The sequence below is a fragment of the Nitrosopumilus sp. b3 genome, from assembly GCF_014078525.1.
Classification (GTDB): Archaea; Thermoproteota; Nitrososphaeria; order Nitrososphaerales; family Nitrosopumilaceae; genus Nitrosopumilus.
In genome coordinates this window covers 477,320-493,647 of the sequence record NZ_MU078694.1, presented here as the reverse complement: position 1 = coordinate 493,647, position 16,328 = coordinate 477,320, and the positions used below count along the sequence as shown (strand labels likewise).

General features: G+C 32.5%; 21 protein-coding genes. 11 read left to right on the top strand and 10 right to left on the bottom strand.

Features of this window, described 5'->3' with window-relative positions; translation table 11 throughout:
- Nucleotides 1-45: 45 nt before the first annotated feature.
- Nucleotides 46-924, bottom strand: coding sequence for an NAD(P)-dependent oxidoreductase (locus tag C6990_RS05060; protein ID WP_182128995.1), 879 nt, complete (start codon nt 922-924; stop codon nt 46-48).
- 27 nt (nt 925-951) lie between these two features.
- Nucleotides 952-1,338: a hypothetical protein gene (locus C6990_RS05055; protein ID WP_182129116.1), complete on the bottom strand. Its 387-nt coding sequence runs from the start codon at nt 1,336-1,338 to the stop codon at nt 952-954.
- Between the two features lie 81 nt (nt 1,339-1,419).
- Between C6990_RS05055 and C6990_RS05050 the strand changes: the two genes are divergently transcribed.
- On the top strand, nt 1,420-1,788 hold the full coding sequence (locus C6990_RS05050; protein WP_182128993.1) for a C2H2-type zinc finger protein: 369 nt from the start codon (nt 1,420-1,422) through the stop codon (nt 1,786-1,788).
- Here C6990_RS05050 and C6990_RS05045 read toward each other — a convergent pair.
- Complete coding sequence (locus C6990_RS05045) at nt 1,779-2,078, bottom strand: hypothetical protein (RefSeq protein ID WP_182128991.1); 300 nt, start codon at nt 2,076-2,078, stop codon at nt 1,779-1,781. The two genes, C6990_RS05050 and C6990_RS05045, sit on opposite strands and share 10 nt — an antisense overlap.
- A 50-nt stretch (nt 2,079-2,128) precedes the next feature.
- Between C6990_RS05045 and C6990_RS05040 the strand changes: the two genes are divergently transcribed.
- The 4 genes from C6990_RS05040 to artG all read left to right on the top strand — a co-directional run bounded on the left by C6990_RS05040 (nt 2,129) and on the right by artG (nt 4,663).
- The gene (locus C6990_RS05040) at nt 2,129-2,326 is read left to right on the top strand and encodes a hypothetical protein (protein WP_182128989.1); all 198 of its coding nucleotides are present in this window, start codon (nt 2,129-2,131) and stop codon (nt 2,324-2,326) included.
- 32 nt (nt 2,327-2,358) lie between these two features.
- The gene (locus C6990_RS05035) at nt 2,359-3,021 is read left to right on the top strand and encodes a DsbA family protein (protein WP_182128987.1); all 663 of its coding nucleotides are present in this window, start codon (nt 2,359-2,361) and stop codon (nt 3,019-3,021) included.
- A complete protein-coding gene (locus C6990_RS05030; RefSeq protein WP_182128985.1) occupies nt 3,022-3,507 on the top strand; it encodes a hypothetical protein in 486 nt (161 codons plus the stop codon).
- Nucleotides 3,508-3,745: 238 nt separating this feature from the next.
- Nucleotides 3,746-4,663: a thaumarchaeosortase gene (gene artG / locus C6990_RS05025; RefSeq protein WP_182128983.1), complete on the top strand. Its 918-nt coding sequence runs from the start codon at nt 3,746-3,748 to the stop codon at nt 4,661-4,663.
- A 9-nt stretch (nt 4,664-4,672) separates the two neighbouring features.
- Here artG and dinB read toward each other — a convergent pair whose 3' ends face one another.
- Nucleotides 4,673-5,767, bottom strand: coding sequence for a DNA polymerase IV (gene dinB, locus C6990_RS05020; protein ID WP_182128981.1), 1,095 nt, complete (start codon nt 5,765-5,767; stop codon nt 4,673-4,675).
- A gap of 72 nt (nt 5,768-5,839) precedes the next feature.
- Here dinB and C6990_RS05015 point away from each other — a divergent pair, with 72 nt between their 5' ends.
- The 4 genes from C6990_RS05015 (at nt 5,840) to C6990_RS11000 (ending at nt 6,862) form a co-directional block, all read left to right on the top strand.
- Nucleotides 5,840-6,088 carry a hypothetical protein gene (locus tag C6990_RS05015; RefSeq protein WP_182128979.1) on the top strand — a complete coding sequence of 83 codons (249 nt, stop codon included), beginning with the start codon at nt 5,840-5,842 and terminating at the stop codon, nt 6,086-6,088.
- A gap of 40 nt (nt 6,089-6,128) precedes the next feature.
- Nucleotides 6,129-6,275 carry a hypothetical protein gene (locus tag C6990_RS05010; RefSeq protein WP_182128977.1) on the top strand — a complete coding sequence of 49 codons (147 nt, stop codon included), beginning with the start codon at nt 6,129-6,131 and terminating at the stop codon, nt 6,273-6,275.
- Between the two features lie 133 nt (nt 6,276-6,408).
- Nucleotides 6,409-6,642, top strand: a complete 234-nt coding sequence (locus C6990_RS05005; RefSeq protein WP_182129112.1) for an AlbA family DNA/RNA-binding protein — start codon at nt 6,409-6,411, stop codon at nt 6,640-6,642.
- 88 nt (nt 6,643-6,730) lie between these two features.
- The gene (locus tag C6990_RS11000; protein ID WP_255465217.1) at nt 6,731-6,862 is read left to right on the top strand and encodes a hypothetical protein; all 132 of its coding nucleotides are present in this window, start codon (nt 6,731-6,733) and stop codon (nt 6,860-6,862) included.
- Here the strand turns inward: C6990_RS11000 and C6990_RS04995 are convergent.
- From C6990_RS04995 to C6990_RS04985, 3 genes are read right to left on the bottom strand one after another with little or no spacing between them, the layout of a single operon-like run.
- Nucleotides 6,859-7,479, bottom strand: coding sequence for a LysE family transporter (locus C6990_RS04995; protein WP_182128975.1), 621 nt, complete (start codon nt 7,477-7,479; stop codon nt 6,859-6,861). The genes C6990_RS11000 and C6990_RS04995 overlap by 4 nt on opposite strands.
- A 54-nt stretch (nt 7,480-7,533) precedes the next feature.
- Entirely contained in the window at nt 7,534-8,247 is a 714-nt protein-coding gene (locus C6990_RS04990) for a proteasome assembly chaperone family protein (RefSeq protein ID WP_182128973.1), read from the bottom strand.
- Between the two features lie 49 nt (nt 8,248-8,296).
- The gene (locus tag C6990_RS04985; RefSeq protein WP_182128971.1) at nt 8,297-9,238 is read right to left on the bottom strand and encodes a deoxyhypusine synthase; all 942 of its coding nucleotides are present in this window, start codon (nt 9,236-9,238) and stop codon (nt 8,297-8,299) included.
- 101 nt (nt 9,239-9,339) lie between these two features.
- On the opposite strand from C6990_RS04985, the gene C6990_RS04980 reads away from it, so the two are divergent.
- Nucleotides 9,340-10,434, top strand: a complete 1,095-nt coding sequence (locus C6990_RS04980) for an inositol-3-phosphate synthase (RefSeq protein ID WP_182128969.1) — start codon at nt 9,340-9,342, stop codon at nt 10,432-10,434.
- On the opposite strand, the gene C6990_RS04975 is transcribed toward C6990_RS04980, so the two are convergent.
- On the bottom strand, nt 10,435-11,010 hold the full coding sequence (locus C6990_RS04975; protein ID WP_255465216.1) for a carbon-nitrogen hydrolase family protein: 576 nt from the start codon (nt 11,008-11,010) through the stop codon (nt 10,435-10,437).
- Nucleotides 11,011-11,040: 30 nt separating this feature from the next.
- A complete protein-coding gene (locus C6990_RS10995) occupies nt 11,041-11,169 on the bottom strand; it encodes a hypothetical protein (RefSeq protein WP_255465214.1) in 129 nt (42 codons plus the stop codon).
- Between the two features lie 609 nt (nt 11,170-11,778).
- Here C6990_RS10995 and C6990_RS04970 point away from each other — a divergent pair.
- Entirely contained in the window at nt 11,779-15,303 is a 3,525-nt protein-coding gene (locus tag C6990_RS04970) for a chromosome segregation SMC family protein (protein ID WP_182128967.1), read from the top strand.
- Here C6990_RS04970 and C6990_RS04965 read toward each other — a convergent pair.
- The gene (locus C6990_RS04965; protein ID WP_182128965.1) at nt 15,300-16,265 is read right to left on the bottom strand and encodes an ABC transporter ATP-binding protein; all 966 of its coding nucleotides are present in this window, start codon (nt 16,263-16,265) and stop codon (nt 15,300-15,302) included. The genes C6990_RS04970 and C6990_RS04965 overlap by 4 nt on opposite strands.
- Nucleotides 16,266-16,328: the final 63 nt, after the last annotated feature.

Sequence of the window (16,328 nt, the reverse complement as noted above, 5' to 3'; positions counted from 1 at the left end):
CGTAACTTATAGAATTTTTGTTTAATTTTATTCGTGATTTTGGTTTTATTTCGAATCGTTAATTTTTTTAATGTATTCGATTATTCCCGTGTAGTCTATGTTTCCTAGTCCTTCATTTAGGGCATCCCCATAAACTTCTTCAGCTTTTTCAATCATTGGCAACTTTATTCCTAAGGATTTGGCAGTTTCAGTGATTGTACTGATATCTTTTTTTAGATTTGCAAGAGTAAATGTGGCGTCATATTCACCATTTGTCATTTTGTATGCCTTTTTTTCACTCATTCCTGTTTTAAAATAAGTCGAGTTTAAAATCTCAAGAAATTTTTTGGGATCTACATTTGATTTTTTTACAAGTGTGATTCCTTCTGATAGGGCAAGTGCTAGCATAGTTATTTGAAGATTCATAGCCAATTTGACTGAATGGGCTACTCCGCTTTCACCTAAGAAAAATACTTTATTTGCAATGCTATCAAAAACATTTTTACAACTTTCAAACGCATTCTTATCTCCTGATGCCATCATAACTAAATCGCCTGTAATTGCAACATTTGGTCCTCCCATAACTGGAATGTCTAATTTTTTTATATTATACTCTAGAAATTTTTCTGAAATATTTTTTGATTCTGATGGGTTGATTGTACTCATATCTGCAACAATGATGTTTTCATTTTTACCTTCAACTATTCCGTCTTTTTGAAAAGATACCTGTTTTACTGCATCTGCATCTTTTACTACGATTATTACTATCTCTGCCTGCTCAGCAACTTCTTTAGGCGATGATGCAACTTTTGCCCCTTTCTCTTTGATTGGCAATGTTTTTTCTTTTGTTCTATTGTACACTGTTAAATCAAAACCTGAATCTAACAAATGTTGTGCTACTGCATTCCCTAACATTCCTAATCCGATAACCCCTATCTTTTTCATTCGTTACGCATCCTGTGTATTGTTCTCTTAATGACGTTCTTCATTTTGTATCTCCCATTGATTATTTCCAAACCTTGGTGCTACAAATTCTAATTGACCAATCGTCTTATCTCCTTTTTTGACTTTGGCAAAATCAAATTTTTTCAATCTAAGTAATTTCTCTTTTGGTTTGTATCCTCCTTCGATTACCCTTACCTTGAATCTTTTACTAGCTTTGATAATCATCTTTCTTGCAATTTGAACATCTCCCATCCATGAAAACATTTCAAAATCCCCAAAATTTTTTGTAGAGATCTCATATCCGTATAATCTTGCTTCAAGTTTTACTTCTTGCTTTTTGGCCTGACTATTCAGCCATGACACGATCTCTTCCCCATGACCTTTCTCAACTCCGAATGTCTCTGAATCTCCCATTCTATTCAAACTCACTATCAAACCATAATAATCATTTTCAATTATTGTTAGACTAAAATATTGATAAAATCTTCAAATTTTATGCTCACAATTGATTGCAAGGATATAGCATCAATAAAAAATGAATTACTGGTATATGTTGCAGATAAGGTCGAAGCAATTCCTACCCTAAAACAACATCAATTCACATTGTCTACTTTTGACGATGATGTTCCCATTGACACTGAATTAGTTATTTCATCCATCAAAGAATACTTGGACTCTATTGATGAAGGAAAAAATTTTGCAGTGATTTCAAACAATGAACGAATTAGTATTACATCAATTTCAGGTAGAGTAATAGAACGAGAGACTGTACAGCAATCTGACATGTTTTCTTGCACTCATTGTGGATTTGTTACAAAATATGAAGTTGAACTGAATGTTCACATGAGAATTCATTATCTTTGAATTTTCTTAAAAATTTTAAAAGCTGGATTTTTAATTATTGGAAAATCCTGACCAATTGAAAAACCATACCCTTCAAAATGTTCATGATATTCTGAAATGTAACTTTGAGTAACTTCTAAAGTTCTAAAACTGGTTCTTATGCCATTAATCTTAGTTTGCTTCCCAAAAACATCATGGACTACGATTGTGTAGTGACTCGGTTTAACTTGATACCTTGAACTACAATACCATAAAATACCAAATATCACAACAAAAAATCCTGTAACAAATTTATCTAGACTTTTTACCATACTTTGATTTTCAACAGGATCTTTATAAGCACTAGATACACAAAAAAATAGTGAACAAATCGTCAAGGAATAATATTAAAAAAGTCTACTGTGAAAAATGTGATCTAGTTTTAGAATCTAGAGAAAAGTTTGAAAAACATCTTGATGAGCATTCATCAAATATTGCATGTGAGATGTGTCCAATTGATGTGGCAATTGCAAAATTTGTAAATTTGTTTAAACGAAAATCATCTCGTAATTTGGAATAAGTTTTTTTAACCAATTAACTTTGTTTTAAACTATGAATAAAAAAGCTGTAATTCTAGGCGTGATTGTTATTGGAATTATAGCAGGAATTGCAGCATCTGTGTCAACATCCCCCTCAAAAACTGTTAATCTTGATATGGGTAGAACTCATGGAACAATTTCTACAGCTATGGGTTCTTCAATTTTAGGTGATCCTTCTGCTCCGATAACTATTGTTGAATTTGGTGATTATCAGTGTCATCAATGTTATAATTGGTTTCATAATACAAAACCTGCAATAACACGTGATTATATTGAAACTGGAAAAGCAAATCTTGTTTTTGTTGATATGGCATTTTTAGGAAAAGATTCTCCAAAAGCAGCTCAAGCATCATATTGTGCAGAAGATCAAGGAATGTATTGGGATTACCATGATTTGCTTTACATTTCACAAGAATCAAAAATTGATGGCGGATGGGCAAATCCTGAACGACTAAAAGCATTTGCATTTAGTCTGGGTCTTGACATGGAACTTTTTGAAAGCTGTCTTGATTCAGGAAAATATTCTAAACGTGTGCAGTATAATACACAGCAAGCAAGAGAAAATGGCGTACGTGGGACCCCTGGATTCTTTATAGTAGGATCAGATGGACAACAGCAACTTGGTGGCGCACAACCATTTTCAGTGTTCAAACAAATATTGGACACAATGGTCTAGATGGCATCTGTAACTAGTCTGGTGTTTTCAAATTTCAAATATCTTCTTCTAGCAATTATTATTTTTTCATCAATGACGGTTGGTTTGTTAATTTTATCTGAATACATCTTCTTGGAGCCTTATGTGGTTAGCCACATTCCTTCAGGTACTGAATTTGGATTTATTCTAATTTTGACAATCTCTTTTTTATCTGCTGTAGTGTTACCTATGAACATATTTAGAATAAATATTCTTAAAAAATCTAAACAAAAAATTAGTGGTGGGATATTTGGATCTGTCATTGGTGCCGCAGCAGGTGCATGTAGTTGTGGACCGATTGGATTTGCTGTCATCTCCACATTTGGTTCAGTGGGTGCCACTGCAACTGCATTTTTAACAAATTATGAAATTCCAATTAGAATAATTGCAATTGGCGTTTTGTCTATCACGTATTTTACAACCATAAAATCACTAAAAACTGAATGTAAGATTGATCCTTCATCTTAATGCATTAGAAATTACCAATTAGGCAAATAATTACAACCTTTGAATGTATGTTATAGTCATCAAAATAGATTTTATGACATTCATTTATGTTCCAATCCGCCCAAGTAGGAGAGATCCCGAGGCAGATGAAATAGAAGATGCCGAAGATTAGACGATCTTTTTCTTATTTCAATCTATGAATGAATTTTAAAAATTTACCAAGTTCAGCTATTTATTTGCCCTTTTTTAGGTTTAATTGATGCAGAATTGGAATCTTATTTTTGGAATTGCAATAATTGCTAGTCCAATTCTTTTTTCAATGATTGCTTATCCTGATTCTATAGCATGGAGCTGGAATGAAGGTAGGGGAGGATATTTCTTTGCACTTGTTTTCATAGTTGCTGAATTAATTGGTCTTAAAATTGTCATATCAAAAAAACGATTATTCACAGTAATTCCTATGGCTCTAGTAACTATTGGATACCTAATTTCGTTAGAATATGGTTTGAGGGAATACATAATTGAATCCGCTGAGCAGTTTGATGTACAATTAATTTACTCTTGGACATGGATGTGGGATTTTGTTGTCATGGCAATTTTTGTTGTAGCTGCACTAACAATTTTCTTTGGAAAGCGATGGATTAGAATTGCGCCAGCTGGACCAATTTTTCTAACGGGTACTGCAATAATTCTCTCCCTTGATGCCTTTTTCCCATATGATACTTTGGGTCCTTTACAGTACATTGTTCCCTATTTTGTTCAAGCAAATGTGTGGATTATCACAGTTCTTGATCTTGGAACCGCTGTAGCAAAAGACAATGTCATGTTCCTACGTGGAGATCATGGTTCTATGGCTCTTCAAGTATTTTGGCCTTCTGCAGGTGTTCACAGCATTATCATTTTTTCATTAGTAATTGGTGCATTTATGCTAAAACTGAATATTCCAAGACATCGAAAAATAATGTATTTTGTTTTGGGGATTATTGGCACAATCACCGTTAATCTGATTCGAATTTTTTCATTATCTTGGTATGCCCTTAAAGTAACAACAGATCCTGTAGCGTGGGAAGAATATCACAAAATTGCTGGTGAAATTATGTTTTTGCCATGGCTATTTGCATTTATTTTGGTCGTGATATTGATAGAATCAAGACGTATGAAAAAACTTGAGCAATAATTTTGTTGTTTAAAAATAATTTGTAATGCTACTTTGACCTTGAACTTCTGACAGCTCTGAAACTTTGACCCCTAATCTTCTTATTGTATCTGTTTGGTTTTCTAAAGCTTCTTTTAGTAATTGAACCGCATTTTTTTGTAATTCGTCTAGATTTGTTGTTGGGTTTTTGAGCATTCGTGATTTTGATTTTATTGATAAATCTGACTGTACAATATGAATTCCAACTGATTTGAACATTTTATTATTTTTAATTAATACCGAATGCACTTCTTTACATAATTCCACAATATTTTCATACAAAAATGGATAATCTTTTGAGTCTTTTTTTAACGTAGAAATTTTACTATATTGTATGCTTGCTTCTCTCTCTTTTACAGGATCATTATCAATTCCTCTTACTGCGTTATAGATGTGAGTTCCACTCTTTCTACCGAACTCTTTATTCAAAGTAAAAACATCTAATTTTTTTAAATCTTGTATGGTTTCTAATTTCATTTCAGAAAACCTCTCTTCAGTTTTTTTTCCAATGCCTGGAATTGATCTGATTTTTAATGGCTCTAAAAATTCATTCATTTTATCTGGAGTTACAACTGTAAGACCATCAGGCTTTCGATAATCTGATGCAATTTTAGAAATTAATTTGTTTGGGGAAATCCCAATTGAACATGTGAGTTTGATTTTTTCTCTAATCAAATTTTTAATTTGCTGTGCAAGATGACTTGCTTTTTTATAATCACCTTCCACCTTTTTTGTTACATCTAAATATGCTTCATCTCTTCCAACATATTCAAAAACATCTGCGTTAGATTTCATAATATCCATTGCTTTTTCAGATATCTCTGAATAGAAATCAAAATCTACTGGCAAAAATACTGCATCTTCTCTATCTTGTAATCTTTTTTTTGCAAAAGATATTGGAATTCCTGATTTAACGCCATATTTTCTTGCAGTATAGTTTGCAGTAGCAATTGCACCACTATCTCCTCCTCTATCTGAGAAAACACAAACACATACTGGCTTTGTTTTTAATTCGGGAGATCTTGTTTCCTCACACTGAGCATAAAAATAATCAAAATCTATGTGGAAAACTACTCTTGTTTCCAATATTTTTTCATATTGTTTTGATTATTACTATATTGTGTATTCATCTAAATACTGATACTACTTCATAATTTTATGGATTACCCAGTTTCTGCTGATGACAACGGAGTAAATATAAAACCAGAGAAAATGGAAAAAGAAAAACTCTATCATTGTATTTTTAAAAATAAAGCAATGCTTGTTTTCAAAGATTCCCAAGATGTCTTAAATTGTTATGAGATTGAACAAGAAGATTTGGTTGAGAAAATAAGAAAAGCCAGTAATGAGGATGATCTTGAAAAATTACTTGAAGACTACCTTGATGCTCAAAACCTGAAAAATTAATAAACGCCGGAGAAAGTTTTGTAATTACAGGAATTCAAAATTGAGCGACCCTAAAAAATCAAAAGATGCTGAAGATATTTTATCTGAATTTGACTCTAGAACTAAATCTACACCTGAACCAACACCAGAACCTGAACCAACACCAGAACCTGAACCAACACCAGAACCTGAACCCACCAGAACCTGAACCAACACCAGAACCTGAACCAACACCAGAACCTGAACCACAATCATCAACACCTGAATCAAAAAGTGATTCTACTGAAACTCATTCTTCTCCTGAAGAACGTGATGTGATCTTCGTTGGTACTAAACCTATTATGACATATGTTTCAGCAACTTTAACACAGCTTTCTACTAGGCCTACTGTTACGATAAAAGCTAGAGGTAAAAGAATTACACAAGCAGTTGATGTGTCTCAAATGATTGTAAAAAGAATGGATTCAGTGGGTTATGTGATTAGCGATGTAAGAATTTCATCTGATTCTCTTACTTCACAAGATGGGAAACAACGAAATGTTTCTACAATGGAAATTGATATTTCAAAAAATTAGTTTAAAAAATTTAATTCTACTTGCAGTACTGACTTCGATAATTCTCACACTTCTTAGTTTTACTGGAAATTCATGTGGTATTCAACATATGTTGATACTAAATGATATTTCCTCCTATGAAGAATCACTTGATCCTGAATTTTGTGAAATAATTGTTGAAAAAATTGATTCATTTAATGATTCATGTGAGCCTCAAATTGAAATTTTGGATTGTAGTTAGTATGTTACATCAGTTAAGAATACTATTCCAAAATATACTAATACTAAACTCAGAGAAACCATCAAAACTTTGTAGTTTTTGTTCGATAGTATCTTTGAACTTTTTGAAGCAAGAAACGAAATTATTCCCAACCAAGTAAAATCCATCCAAATATGTAACCCAAATAAAATAATAATTCCTGCAAATGCCCAAATTAACATTGCATCTGAAATTAATTTGAACCCAATTGTAAGCCACCATATTATGAAAAATGGATTTAATGCACTAAGCAAAATCCCTGTAATTAGCGGACCTTGTTTTGGTTTAATCTCTGAAATTTCTTTTCTTGAAAATACTGTTTTAATCTGAATGATTGCAAATATGAAAAGTGTGATTGCACCTAAAATAGAAATTATTGTTCTAAATTCCGGAAATATTTCTAAAGAAAAAACTCCTATTCCTAATAATATTATTAATGGAAATTCTACAATTGAATGGCCAAATGCCATCTTAATTCCTGATCTTGCACCATCTCTTAATCCATATGAAATGTTAGCTGCAAAAAGTGGACCTGGTGCCATTACTCCTGATGCTGAAATAGCTATTACTAATACTGCAAATTCTAAAAACTGTTCCATTATCTATTGATTACAAGAAATTGAATACTGAATTAAACATTAATTGAAAAAATTCTATGTATACATTGAATCTTTGATCTGGTTTGACTCTACTTGTGCTTCTTTTATCACTTCTTCAGCTTTTTCTGCCTCATTTTGTAATAATGATATGTTACATGAAGCTCCTGGAATTAATTTTGACATTGCCATACAAAGATTTGCACTTGATTTAAAATCCGGACCTTCACCCTTTGTATGAAAAACGATCACCACCACATCTTGTTTTATTATACTTCCTTCATTTAACAAAACTCCAGGTATGCCTGGAACTGTACCATGTTCTAATCCTTTTAATCCTGCATCTCTAATTTTTTCTCTAGCTGATTGGGTACTTCCAATCCCAATCATCTCTTCATCTCCATTAGGATCTTTTACTGCAACACTGCTGAGAATCAATTCAATTTTGTGTTTTTTAGCCCATTCTAACATTGTTCTAGCTGCAACTCTGTGCAAAGATTGTTCCAGAGTTAGATATGATAAAAAAATTCCTATCTTTAGATCTTCATTTACAAAAATCCTAATTGGAAAATTTGGTTTCCCATTTTTTACAACGCTTATTGGTGGAAAACCTTCTGAATCAATAATTCCTGCTATTTCAAAATTTGATGTGTGTACCATTGATTCTGTTGCAATCGCACTACTAAATCCCACTGATGGGAATCCATCAATAAGATATCCACCTTCCAAATTAATGGGTTTTAGTTCTTTAATTTTAATTTCAGAAGTCAATAGACTATCTTGGTAGTGATTAGATAATAGGCTTTTTCTAATTTTAAAACTATTTTTGTAATTTTCTGATTAATGCTGCATAAATAAATGGCAAGATAGTGGTTACTTCTGCATGTAGTGTTGACTGTTTAGCTTTTTGTGTGACTTTTCCCCATGAAATTGCTTCTCTAACTAATGCTCCACTAAGACTCCCATCAAATTCTTGTGCAGTTGTAATGTAAAATGCATAATCTAGTCCTTCTCTGTACTGATTCCACCATAATGTGTGATGCTTTGAAATTCCTCCACCAATCATAAATGCTCCAGATTTTTCAGCCTTGAAAATATATCCTGAAAGTAAATCTGCATCTCCCGTCAAGTTTAGTTTGAAATCGCTGTGTTTTTGTGCAAAAAGCCAAATTTGACTCCCTACAGCACCATCCATTATTCCTGGAACCACTACACTTACATTATTTTTTTGTGCCCAATAAAGAAATGAATCTTCCCCTAAATGTTTGCCAATCATTTTACAAATCTCTGCAGTAGTCATTTCTTTTACTCCTTTTTGATACTCTTCTTCTAAAAATGACTGCATCTTTTCTTCAATGAGTGGACCGTAACTATCCATTGGAACCAATACATTTCCTAATCTGTGAATATTTTGATTTGCTAATTCCATATCATCCATTGTAAATGAGCCTTCTTTGTAATGTGAAAAATGTCTTGCAATATCATGATCAAGTGCACCGCAAGTAGTAATTGCAACATCAAACCAATTATTTTTGATCATATTTTTAATAATCCCTCTTAGTCCCGTAGAAACAACAGCTCCTACAAATGATACAAATCTAAGACACTGTTTATCTGAAATCATCTCAGTCAAGATTTCTAAGCCATCAGAAAGATTTACTGATTCGAATCCTCCTGATTTTGATAATTCTTCAAAAATATTTTCAATCGTTGTATCAGAATCAATTTCAATATCCTTTACTGAATTGCCTGCTACTACCATATTTTATTCCTCGATGGCAAGTATAAAATTCTGCCTTTATCGTTTCAGTTTTTGTTTCTACTAAGAAAACTTTAAACCCGTCTAATATCACCAATTTTCAAATGGCTGATAGAATTAAAGTTGGATTGGTAGGGATTGGTAACTGTTTTGCTGGATTAATACAAGGAATAGAATATTATCGTAAAAACCCTTCTCAAGAAGTTACAGGAATTATTCATGATAAATTGGCCGGTTATGGTATTCATGATATTGATTTTGTTTGTGGATTTGATGTTGGTGAAAACAAAGTTGGGAAATTACTCAACGAAGCCATTTATGAATTTCCAAACATGGTAGATTGGATTCCTAAAGATGAAATGCCAAAAACTGATGCCAAAGTCTATGAAAGTCCAATTTTAGATGGTGTTGGAGTTTGGGTAGAAAATAGAATTAAGCCTATTGAAAGCAATAAAACCTCTGAACAAATTGCTGATGAGGTTAAAAAAGTCATAAAAGAATTAGGTGTTGAAATTATCGTCTCTTACTTGCCTGTAGGCTCAGACAAAGTTACTGAATTTTGGGCTCAAATTTGTCTTGACACTAACACTGCTTTTGTTAACTGTATCCCATCATTCATAGCATCTGATGAAAAATGGGCAAAAAAGTTTGAAGAAAAGAATATTCCATGTATTGGCGATGACATCAAGGGACAAGTTGGTGCAACTATTGTACATAGAACACTGGCAAAATTATGCAGTGACAGAGGAACTAAAATTGAAAAAACCTACCAAATCAATGTTGGTGGAAATACTGACTTTCTAAATATGAAAGAACAAGATAGACTAGCTTCCAAAAGAATTTCTAAAACAGAAAGTGTTCAAAGCCAACTTAGAGATAGATTAGATGATGATCAAATCTATGTTGGTCCGTCTGACTTTATCCCATTCTTAGGAAATACCAAGTTAATGTTTATGAGAATTGAAGGTCGTCAATGGGCAAATATTCCGTACAACATGGAAGTTCGTTTAGAAGTAGATGATAAAGCAAACTCTGCTGGAATTGTAATTGATGCAATTAGATTAGCTAGAATTGCACTTGATAGGGGTGTTGGTGGTCCAATAAAGCCTGCAAGTGCTTATTTGATGAAACATCCGATTGAACAAACCTCCGATGTTAAAGCAAAAGCTGAATGTGAAAAGTTTGTTGCAGGCAACTAACTATTGAAATGTTTTTGAATCTGAAAATCTAATTTTTCTACTTGATTCGTATTTATCTAGTGAAAATTCTTTAAATTTTTGACTTTCCCCTTTCAGCTTTGTCATTTTTGTTGTTATGACTTTGTTGTTCTCTGATAAATCCACAATTACACTACTTCCACCATATTTTCTATTCTCTACATTTGCAGCAAGAATAGGTATTCTATTCTCCAATGCCCTAACCTGAACATACATCTGCCAAGGAATGATTCCCCGTCGTACAATTCTGCTGGGTGAAAATAATACTTGAGCCCCTTTCTTTGTAAGTAGATTGGCAACATTAGGAAAAACCATGTCATAGCAGATAATTACTCCAAATTTGCATGAAGTATTGAATATTTTAGCCTCCTTTCCTGGCTTTACATAATCTCTTTCATAATCAAATGGATGAATCTTTTCCTGCCTGCCAATAAATTCCCCCTCAGGACCGATAATTGGCGAAATTATTGATGTATTTTTTTTGATTTCATAAAATGCCCCAGGTATAATTGTCATTGAAAAATCTCTGGCAATTCTCTTAAATTCTAAAAATTCCAAATCAAAATCTATGATTTCATTGTTCTTTAATCATTGTTCTGGAAGGCATACAATTTCTATCTCTTTTCTGCCTAGTTTTTTTAAGATCTCCGATATTTTTGAAATTCCTTTTTCGTTTGAATCATAAGACTTTGTTTGAATTAGCCCTAGTTTGACCATAAAATTAGGATTCATTATCGGTAATTATAGGTGGCTGTAAAATCAATAAATTAGAAGACTTGACGTCTATCTGCTTATTACATATGATGATCGTTTAATCCAAACAATCGATATTATTTATGATATTTTTATAAACTATTTTCGAATCCGATGAACTTCTCAAAAAATTTATTCCTATTTATGGCCGGATCTATTGTGGGATTTATCACAACTCCTTTGATATAATTTATTTCAAATAATATGTTTTAAGAGATCATATTCAACCTCAAAAATTTTCTGTCTGTCTTTAATACACACACAAGATGTTAAGACATTTTTTGTTATAGTTATTTTATCACCGTCCTATCGTTTGTGTGCTTCAGGTGTTCAAGGGAAAGCCCGATAAAGCCTGAAACCACTTTTTAATTTATTAAAAATAGGCTACGTCATGCCTAATTCTAATTTTAAATTCCCTGTGATAAAAGGCAAAAAACTATGCCATTGCGAATCAACTTGTTTTGGTGCCTAGCCGCTACGAAAAATATGATAACAAAACAAGAAAAATTACTCAATTATGTCAACTAAACTTGTTAACCATCGATTATCCTATCTAATGCAAAATTGTTGTCATTGGTTCATGTTAAAAAAGTAGAGATCTTTGGTTTCAAATCCTTTGGTTTTAAGAATACTACAGTTCAATTCGAACCCGGACTTGTTTCAATCTCTGGTCCAAATGGATCTGGTAAAAGTAACATTTTGGATGCCATAATTTTTGCAATGGGTGAAAATAAACCCAAAGTGATGAGAGTCGATAAACTTCGTTCATTAATTCATGATATTGAGGGTAATCGCCGTGGACCTAAAATGGCAAGATCTAGTGTTCATTTTGATAACTCTGATAGAAAAATTCCCGTGGATTCAGATCTTGTTGAAATTACAAGAGAAATGGATGAAAATGGTGAAAACTCTTACTATCTAAACAAAAAGAAAACCAACCGAAGTCATATTCTTGATTTGCTAGATATGGCTAATGCGGGACTTGGGCAGCTTAATGCAGTTCAACAAGGAACGGTGACTAGAATCTCTGAATTTACATCAGAGGAAAAAAGAAAGACCATTGAAGATTTAATCGGCTTATCTTATTTTGATGAGAAAAAGACAGAGTCAGTAAAACAACTTGACGAGGCAGATAGACGATTAGAAATAGCACTTGCAAAAATGGGTGAAATTAAAAAAAGAATTGATGAACTTGAAGAAGAACGAAACCAAAAATTACGACATGATATTTTAGAACGTGAATTAAATCGTTACAAAGCAATAGCTGCTGCAAATAAAATGAAAGTTATTTCAGAGCAAAAATCCTCAAAAGAATCTTCTTTACACACTCTAACTGCAGAGATTACAAAATATGACGAAGAAAGAACTTCACTACGGACTGAAATTGAATCTCTTGAAAAAGAAAAATCTCAATTAATGGCAGAAGCTAATGATTATAGTCAAGCAAAAGCTTCCCTTGATGCTGAAATAAGTTCTGCAATGGAACAATATGAAATTGATAATAGTGCAATTTCTGCATCAAAGAAAAGAATTCAACAGATTGAACTTCGAATCCCTGAAATTAAAAACGAACTTGAAGAAATTAACAATGTAAGAAGTGATATCAATTCCCAGATAAATAAAATCAACGAGTCAATTGAGGAAACAAATTCAAAGAAGACTAAAATCAATGCAGATTTGGAAATTATTGATTCACAACGAAATGATGTTCTTGATGCACAATCCAAAGCCGCAGCTAAAAAATCTGAAATTGATAACAAAATAAAGTCATTAACAAATGAGTTAAATCAATCCGAACTAAAATTATCTAAAATACAAAATGAAAAAGAAGAATCAACAATTAAAATAAAAACTAATTCTATAAAATTAACAGAATTAGAAGAAGACATAACAAAACTATCTCAATACAAATCCCAATTGGAATCGATGATTAATAATCACACCGCGACAATTTTTGAATTAAAATCTAGAATTTCAAAACTACGTGAAAGAAAATCTAAAATTAATACTGACATGGATGAATTGGGATTAATTTTAGAAAAATCTAGCAAGGCTGCAACTCAATACGAATCAAAAATTAAAACAGTAAAAGGATTCATGCATGAAGATTATACGGTTGCCAAATTAAAAGAAGATGCTGACAAACTTGGAATAGAAGGATTAGTGTATGAAATGATTTCTTGGGATAAGAAATACGAACGTTCTGTAATGGCTGTAAGCTCTGACTGGATTAAGGCAATTGTCGTAAAGGACTTTGCAACATTACTTGGAATTGCCGAAGTAGCTAGAAGTAAAAATTTGCCAAAACTGAAAATTATTCCACTTGAAGCAATTCCTAAATTTAATCTAAAATTACCTAAAAAATCTGGTGTGATTGGGGTTCTTGCAGATTATGTAACATGTGATACTGCATACTCTGCACTCAAAACATTCTTGTTTGGAAATATCGTCCTTACCGAATCCCGTGAATCAGGCTATAATGTGTCACAAATGGGTTACAAAGCAGTCACTTTGGATGGTGAATTCTTTGAGGCAAAAGGAGGCACTGTTGTGATTGATATTAATTCCAAAATTTCCAAACTCACAAAATTAATCTCAATGAGTAGCGATATTGATGGATTATTCCAATCTATTGGGTTGATCAAAAAATACATGCTAAAGAAAAAGCATTCTTTAAAGAAATTAGATGACTCAATTCAATCTTATTCTGACAGACTTTCGATATCTGAAAATTCACTAACATCTACAAATGAGAATTTTTCAAATCTAAAATCACGAATAACTTCTGCAATTACCATGAAAGAACAATTAACAAAAAGAATCTCTGAACTAACCTCAAGAAATGCAACTATTGAATCTGAAGTATCTACATCTGAATCACACGTGGAATCATTACGTCAGCGTATTGCCATTGTAGAGGAAAACTATGCCAGTGGGGAGCAAACTAGAATCGCTAATGAATTATCTAAAATCAACCTAAAGAAAGCAGAAATTGAAAAACTTTACACAACAATAATGAATGAATATCGTGATAAATCTTCTCAACAAACTACTTTACAAACTCAAGATAACCGTGAAAAATCCCAATCAGATCGTTTGTCTAATGAGGAGAGTTCTCTGAATTTAGAATACCAAGAATTAGAACAAAAAATCCTAGATTTGGAAAAACAAAAAGAATCAAAGAGCGAGGTTCTTATAAGATTAAGGGAAAAAGAACAAGAACTAATCTCTACCTCTGGCTCATCAATTGAGAATTTAAAAGAATATGATGACAAACTCAAAATTTTATCTGAAAAAGATAGAGAAATCACTAAACAAATGAACTCATTGGAACGTCAGACAGATTCGTTAAATAGGGATTTGCATGATTTAGTTGAAAATGAAGTAAAATTACAACAACTTCTGTCTGCATTTGGGTTTAACAAAGACATGGAAACCTTTGATGTGGAATCAATTGTTCAGGGACTTACTGCAGAACTAAATACTCTCAATGCACTAAATGCAAAGGCTCCTGAAACCTACCTTGAAGTCTCGTATGGATACCGTTCCATGTCTACAAGAAAGAATTCTCTAGAAGAGGAAAGAAATTCTATTGTTAAATTTATTGAGGATATTGAGAAAGATAAACGTCAAACATTCCTAGACGCATTTGATAAAGTCGATAAAGAAATTCGTTTAATTTTCAATAAAATGACTGAAGGTAATGCTTGGTTAGAATTACAAAATGAAGATGATATATTCAATTCTGGAATTTCTTATCTGATTCAATTCCCTAACAAACCAAAAAGAGAATCAACATCAATTAGTGGTGGTGAAAAAACATTGGCTGCTATTGTATTCGTTCTTGCATTGCAAAAACTAAAACCATCTCCGTTTTACTTATTTGATGAGGTTGATGCTCACCTTGATGCTCCAAACTCCGAAAGACTGGCAAAAATTTTAGAGGAAAGATCCAAAGAAAGTCAATTCATTATGGTTTCACTAAAAGATTCTGTAATACAGAAAGCAAAATTGATCTATGGTGTATTTCCTAAGAATGGTGTTTCAAATGTTGTTACATACAAAGATAAACGAATGCCCTCTGTACAAACTTCCTAGTCTAGTTTAATATGACATGCAGCAAATTGCCCATCACTAATCTCTAATAACTCTGGCTCTTCAATGCATTTTTCTATTACATATGGACATCTTGCTCTAAACCTACACCCGTGAAACGGATCTTCATTAGTTGCATCTTTAATTCTAATTTTTCTCTCTCTCTTTAGATTATCTGGATCTGGTTCTGATATTGCGTCAATTAATGCTTGAGTGTATGGGTGCTTTGGTTTCAGCAAAACTTGATTGATTGGACCTGTTTCTACAATTTTCCCACTGTACAAAATCGCAATTTTTTGTCCAAAATATCTGGCAGTTGCCAAATCATGCGTGATATAGATAAATGAAATACTATATTTTTTCTGTAATTCATGCATCAATTCAAGCATTTCAGCTCTAATTGAAACATCCAACATTGAAACTGGTTCATCAGCAATAATGATCTTTGGTTTTAATGATAATGCTCTTGCTAGAACTATTCTCTGCCTTTGCCCTCCTGATAACATATGAGGGTATTTCTTCATTATTTCCTCAGCAGGTTCTAGCTTTACTTCTTGTAAAACTTCGATTACTCTTTTTATTCTGTCTTTTTTATTTCCGATATTATGTATCTCCAAAGGCTCTGCAACAATGTCTGCAATTTTCATTCTAGGATTGATAGAATCGTATGGATCCTGATGAATCATTTGACAATTCATTCTGATTTTTTCTAAATTCTTTTTTTCATCATCTATCTCATATCCTTCAAAAAAGATTTTTCCTGAATCAGGCTCAATTGTTCTCAGAATTAGTTTAGCTATAGTTGACTTTCCAGAGCCAGACTCTCCTGCCAATACTAGAACTTCTCCTATTCCAAGTGAAAAAGAAACATCATCTGTAGCCCTTACTGTTGCTATTTTTCCGCCAAACATTCCTTTTTTAGTAAAATATTTTTTTAAATGCTCAACTTTTAGAATTTCTGTCAATGACTACTGTTTAATTTAGAAGTATATCAAGAAATATGATTTACGCGTAAAACATGGGATAAC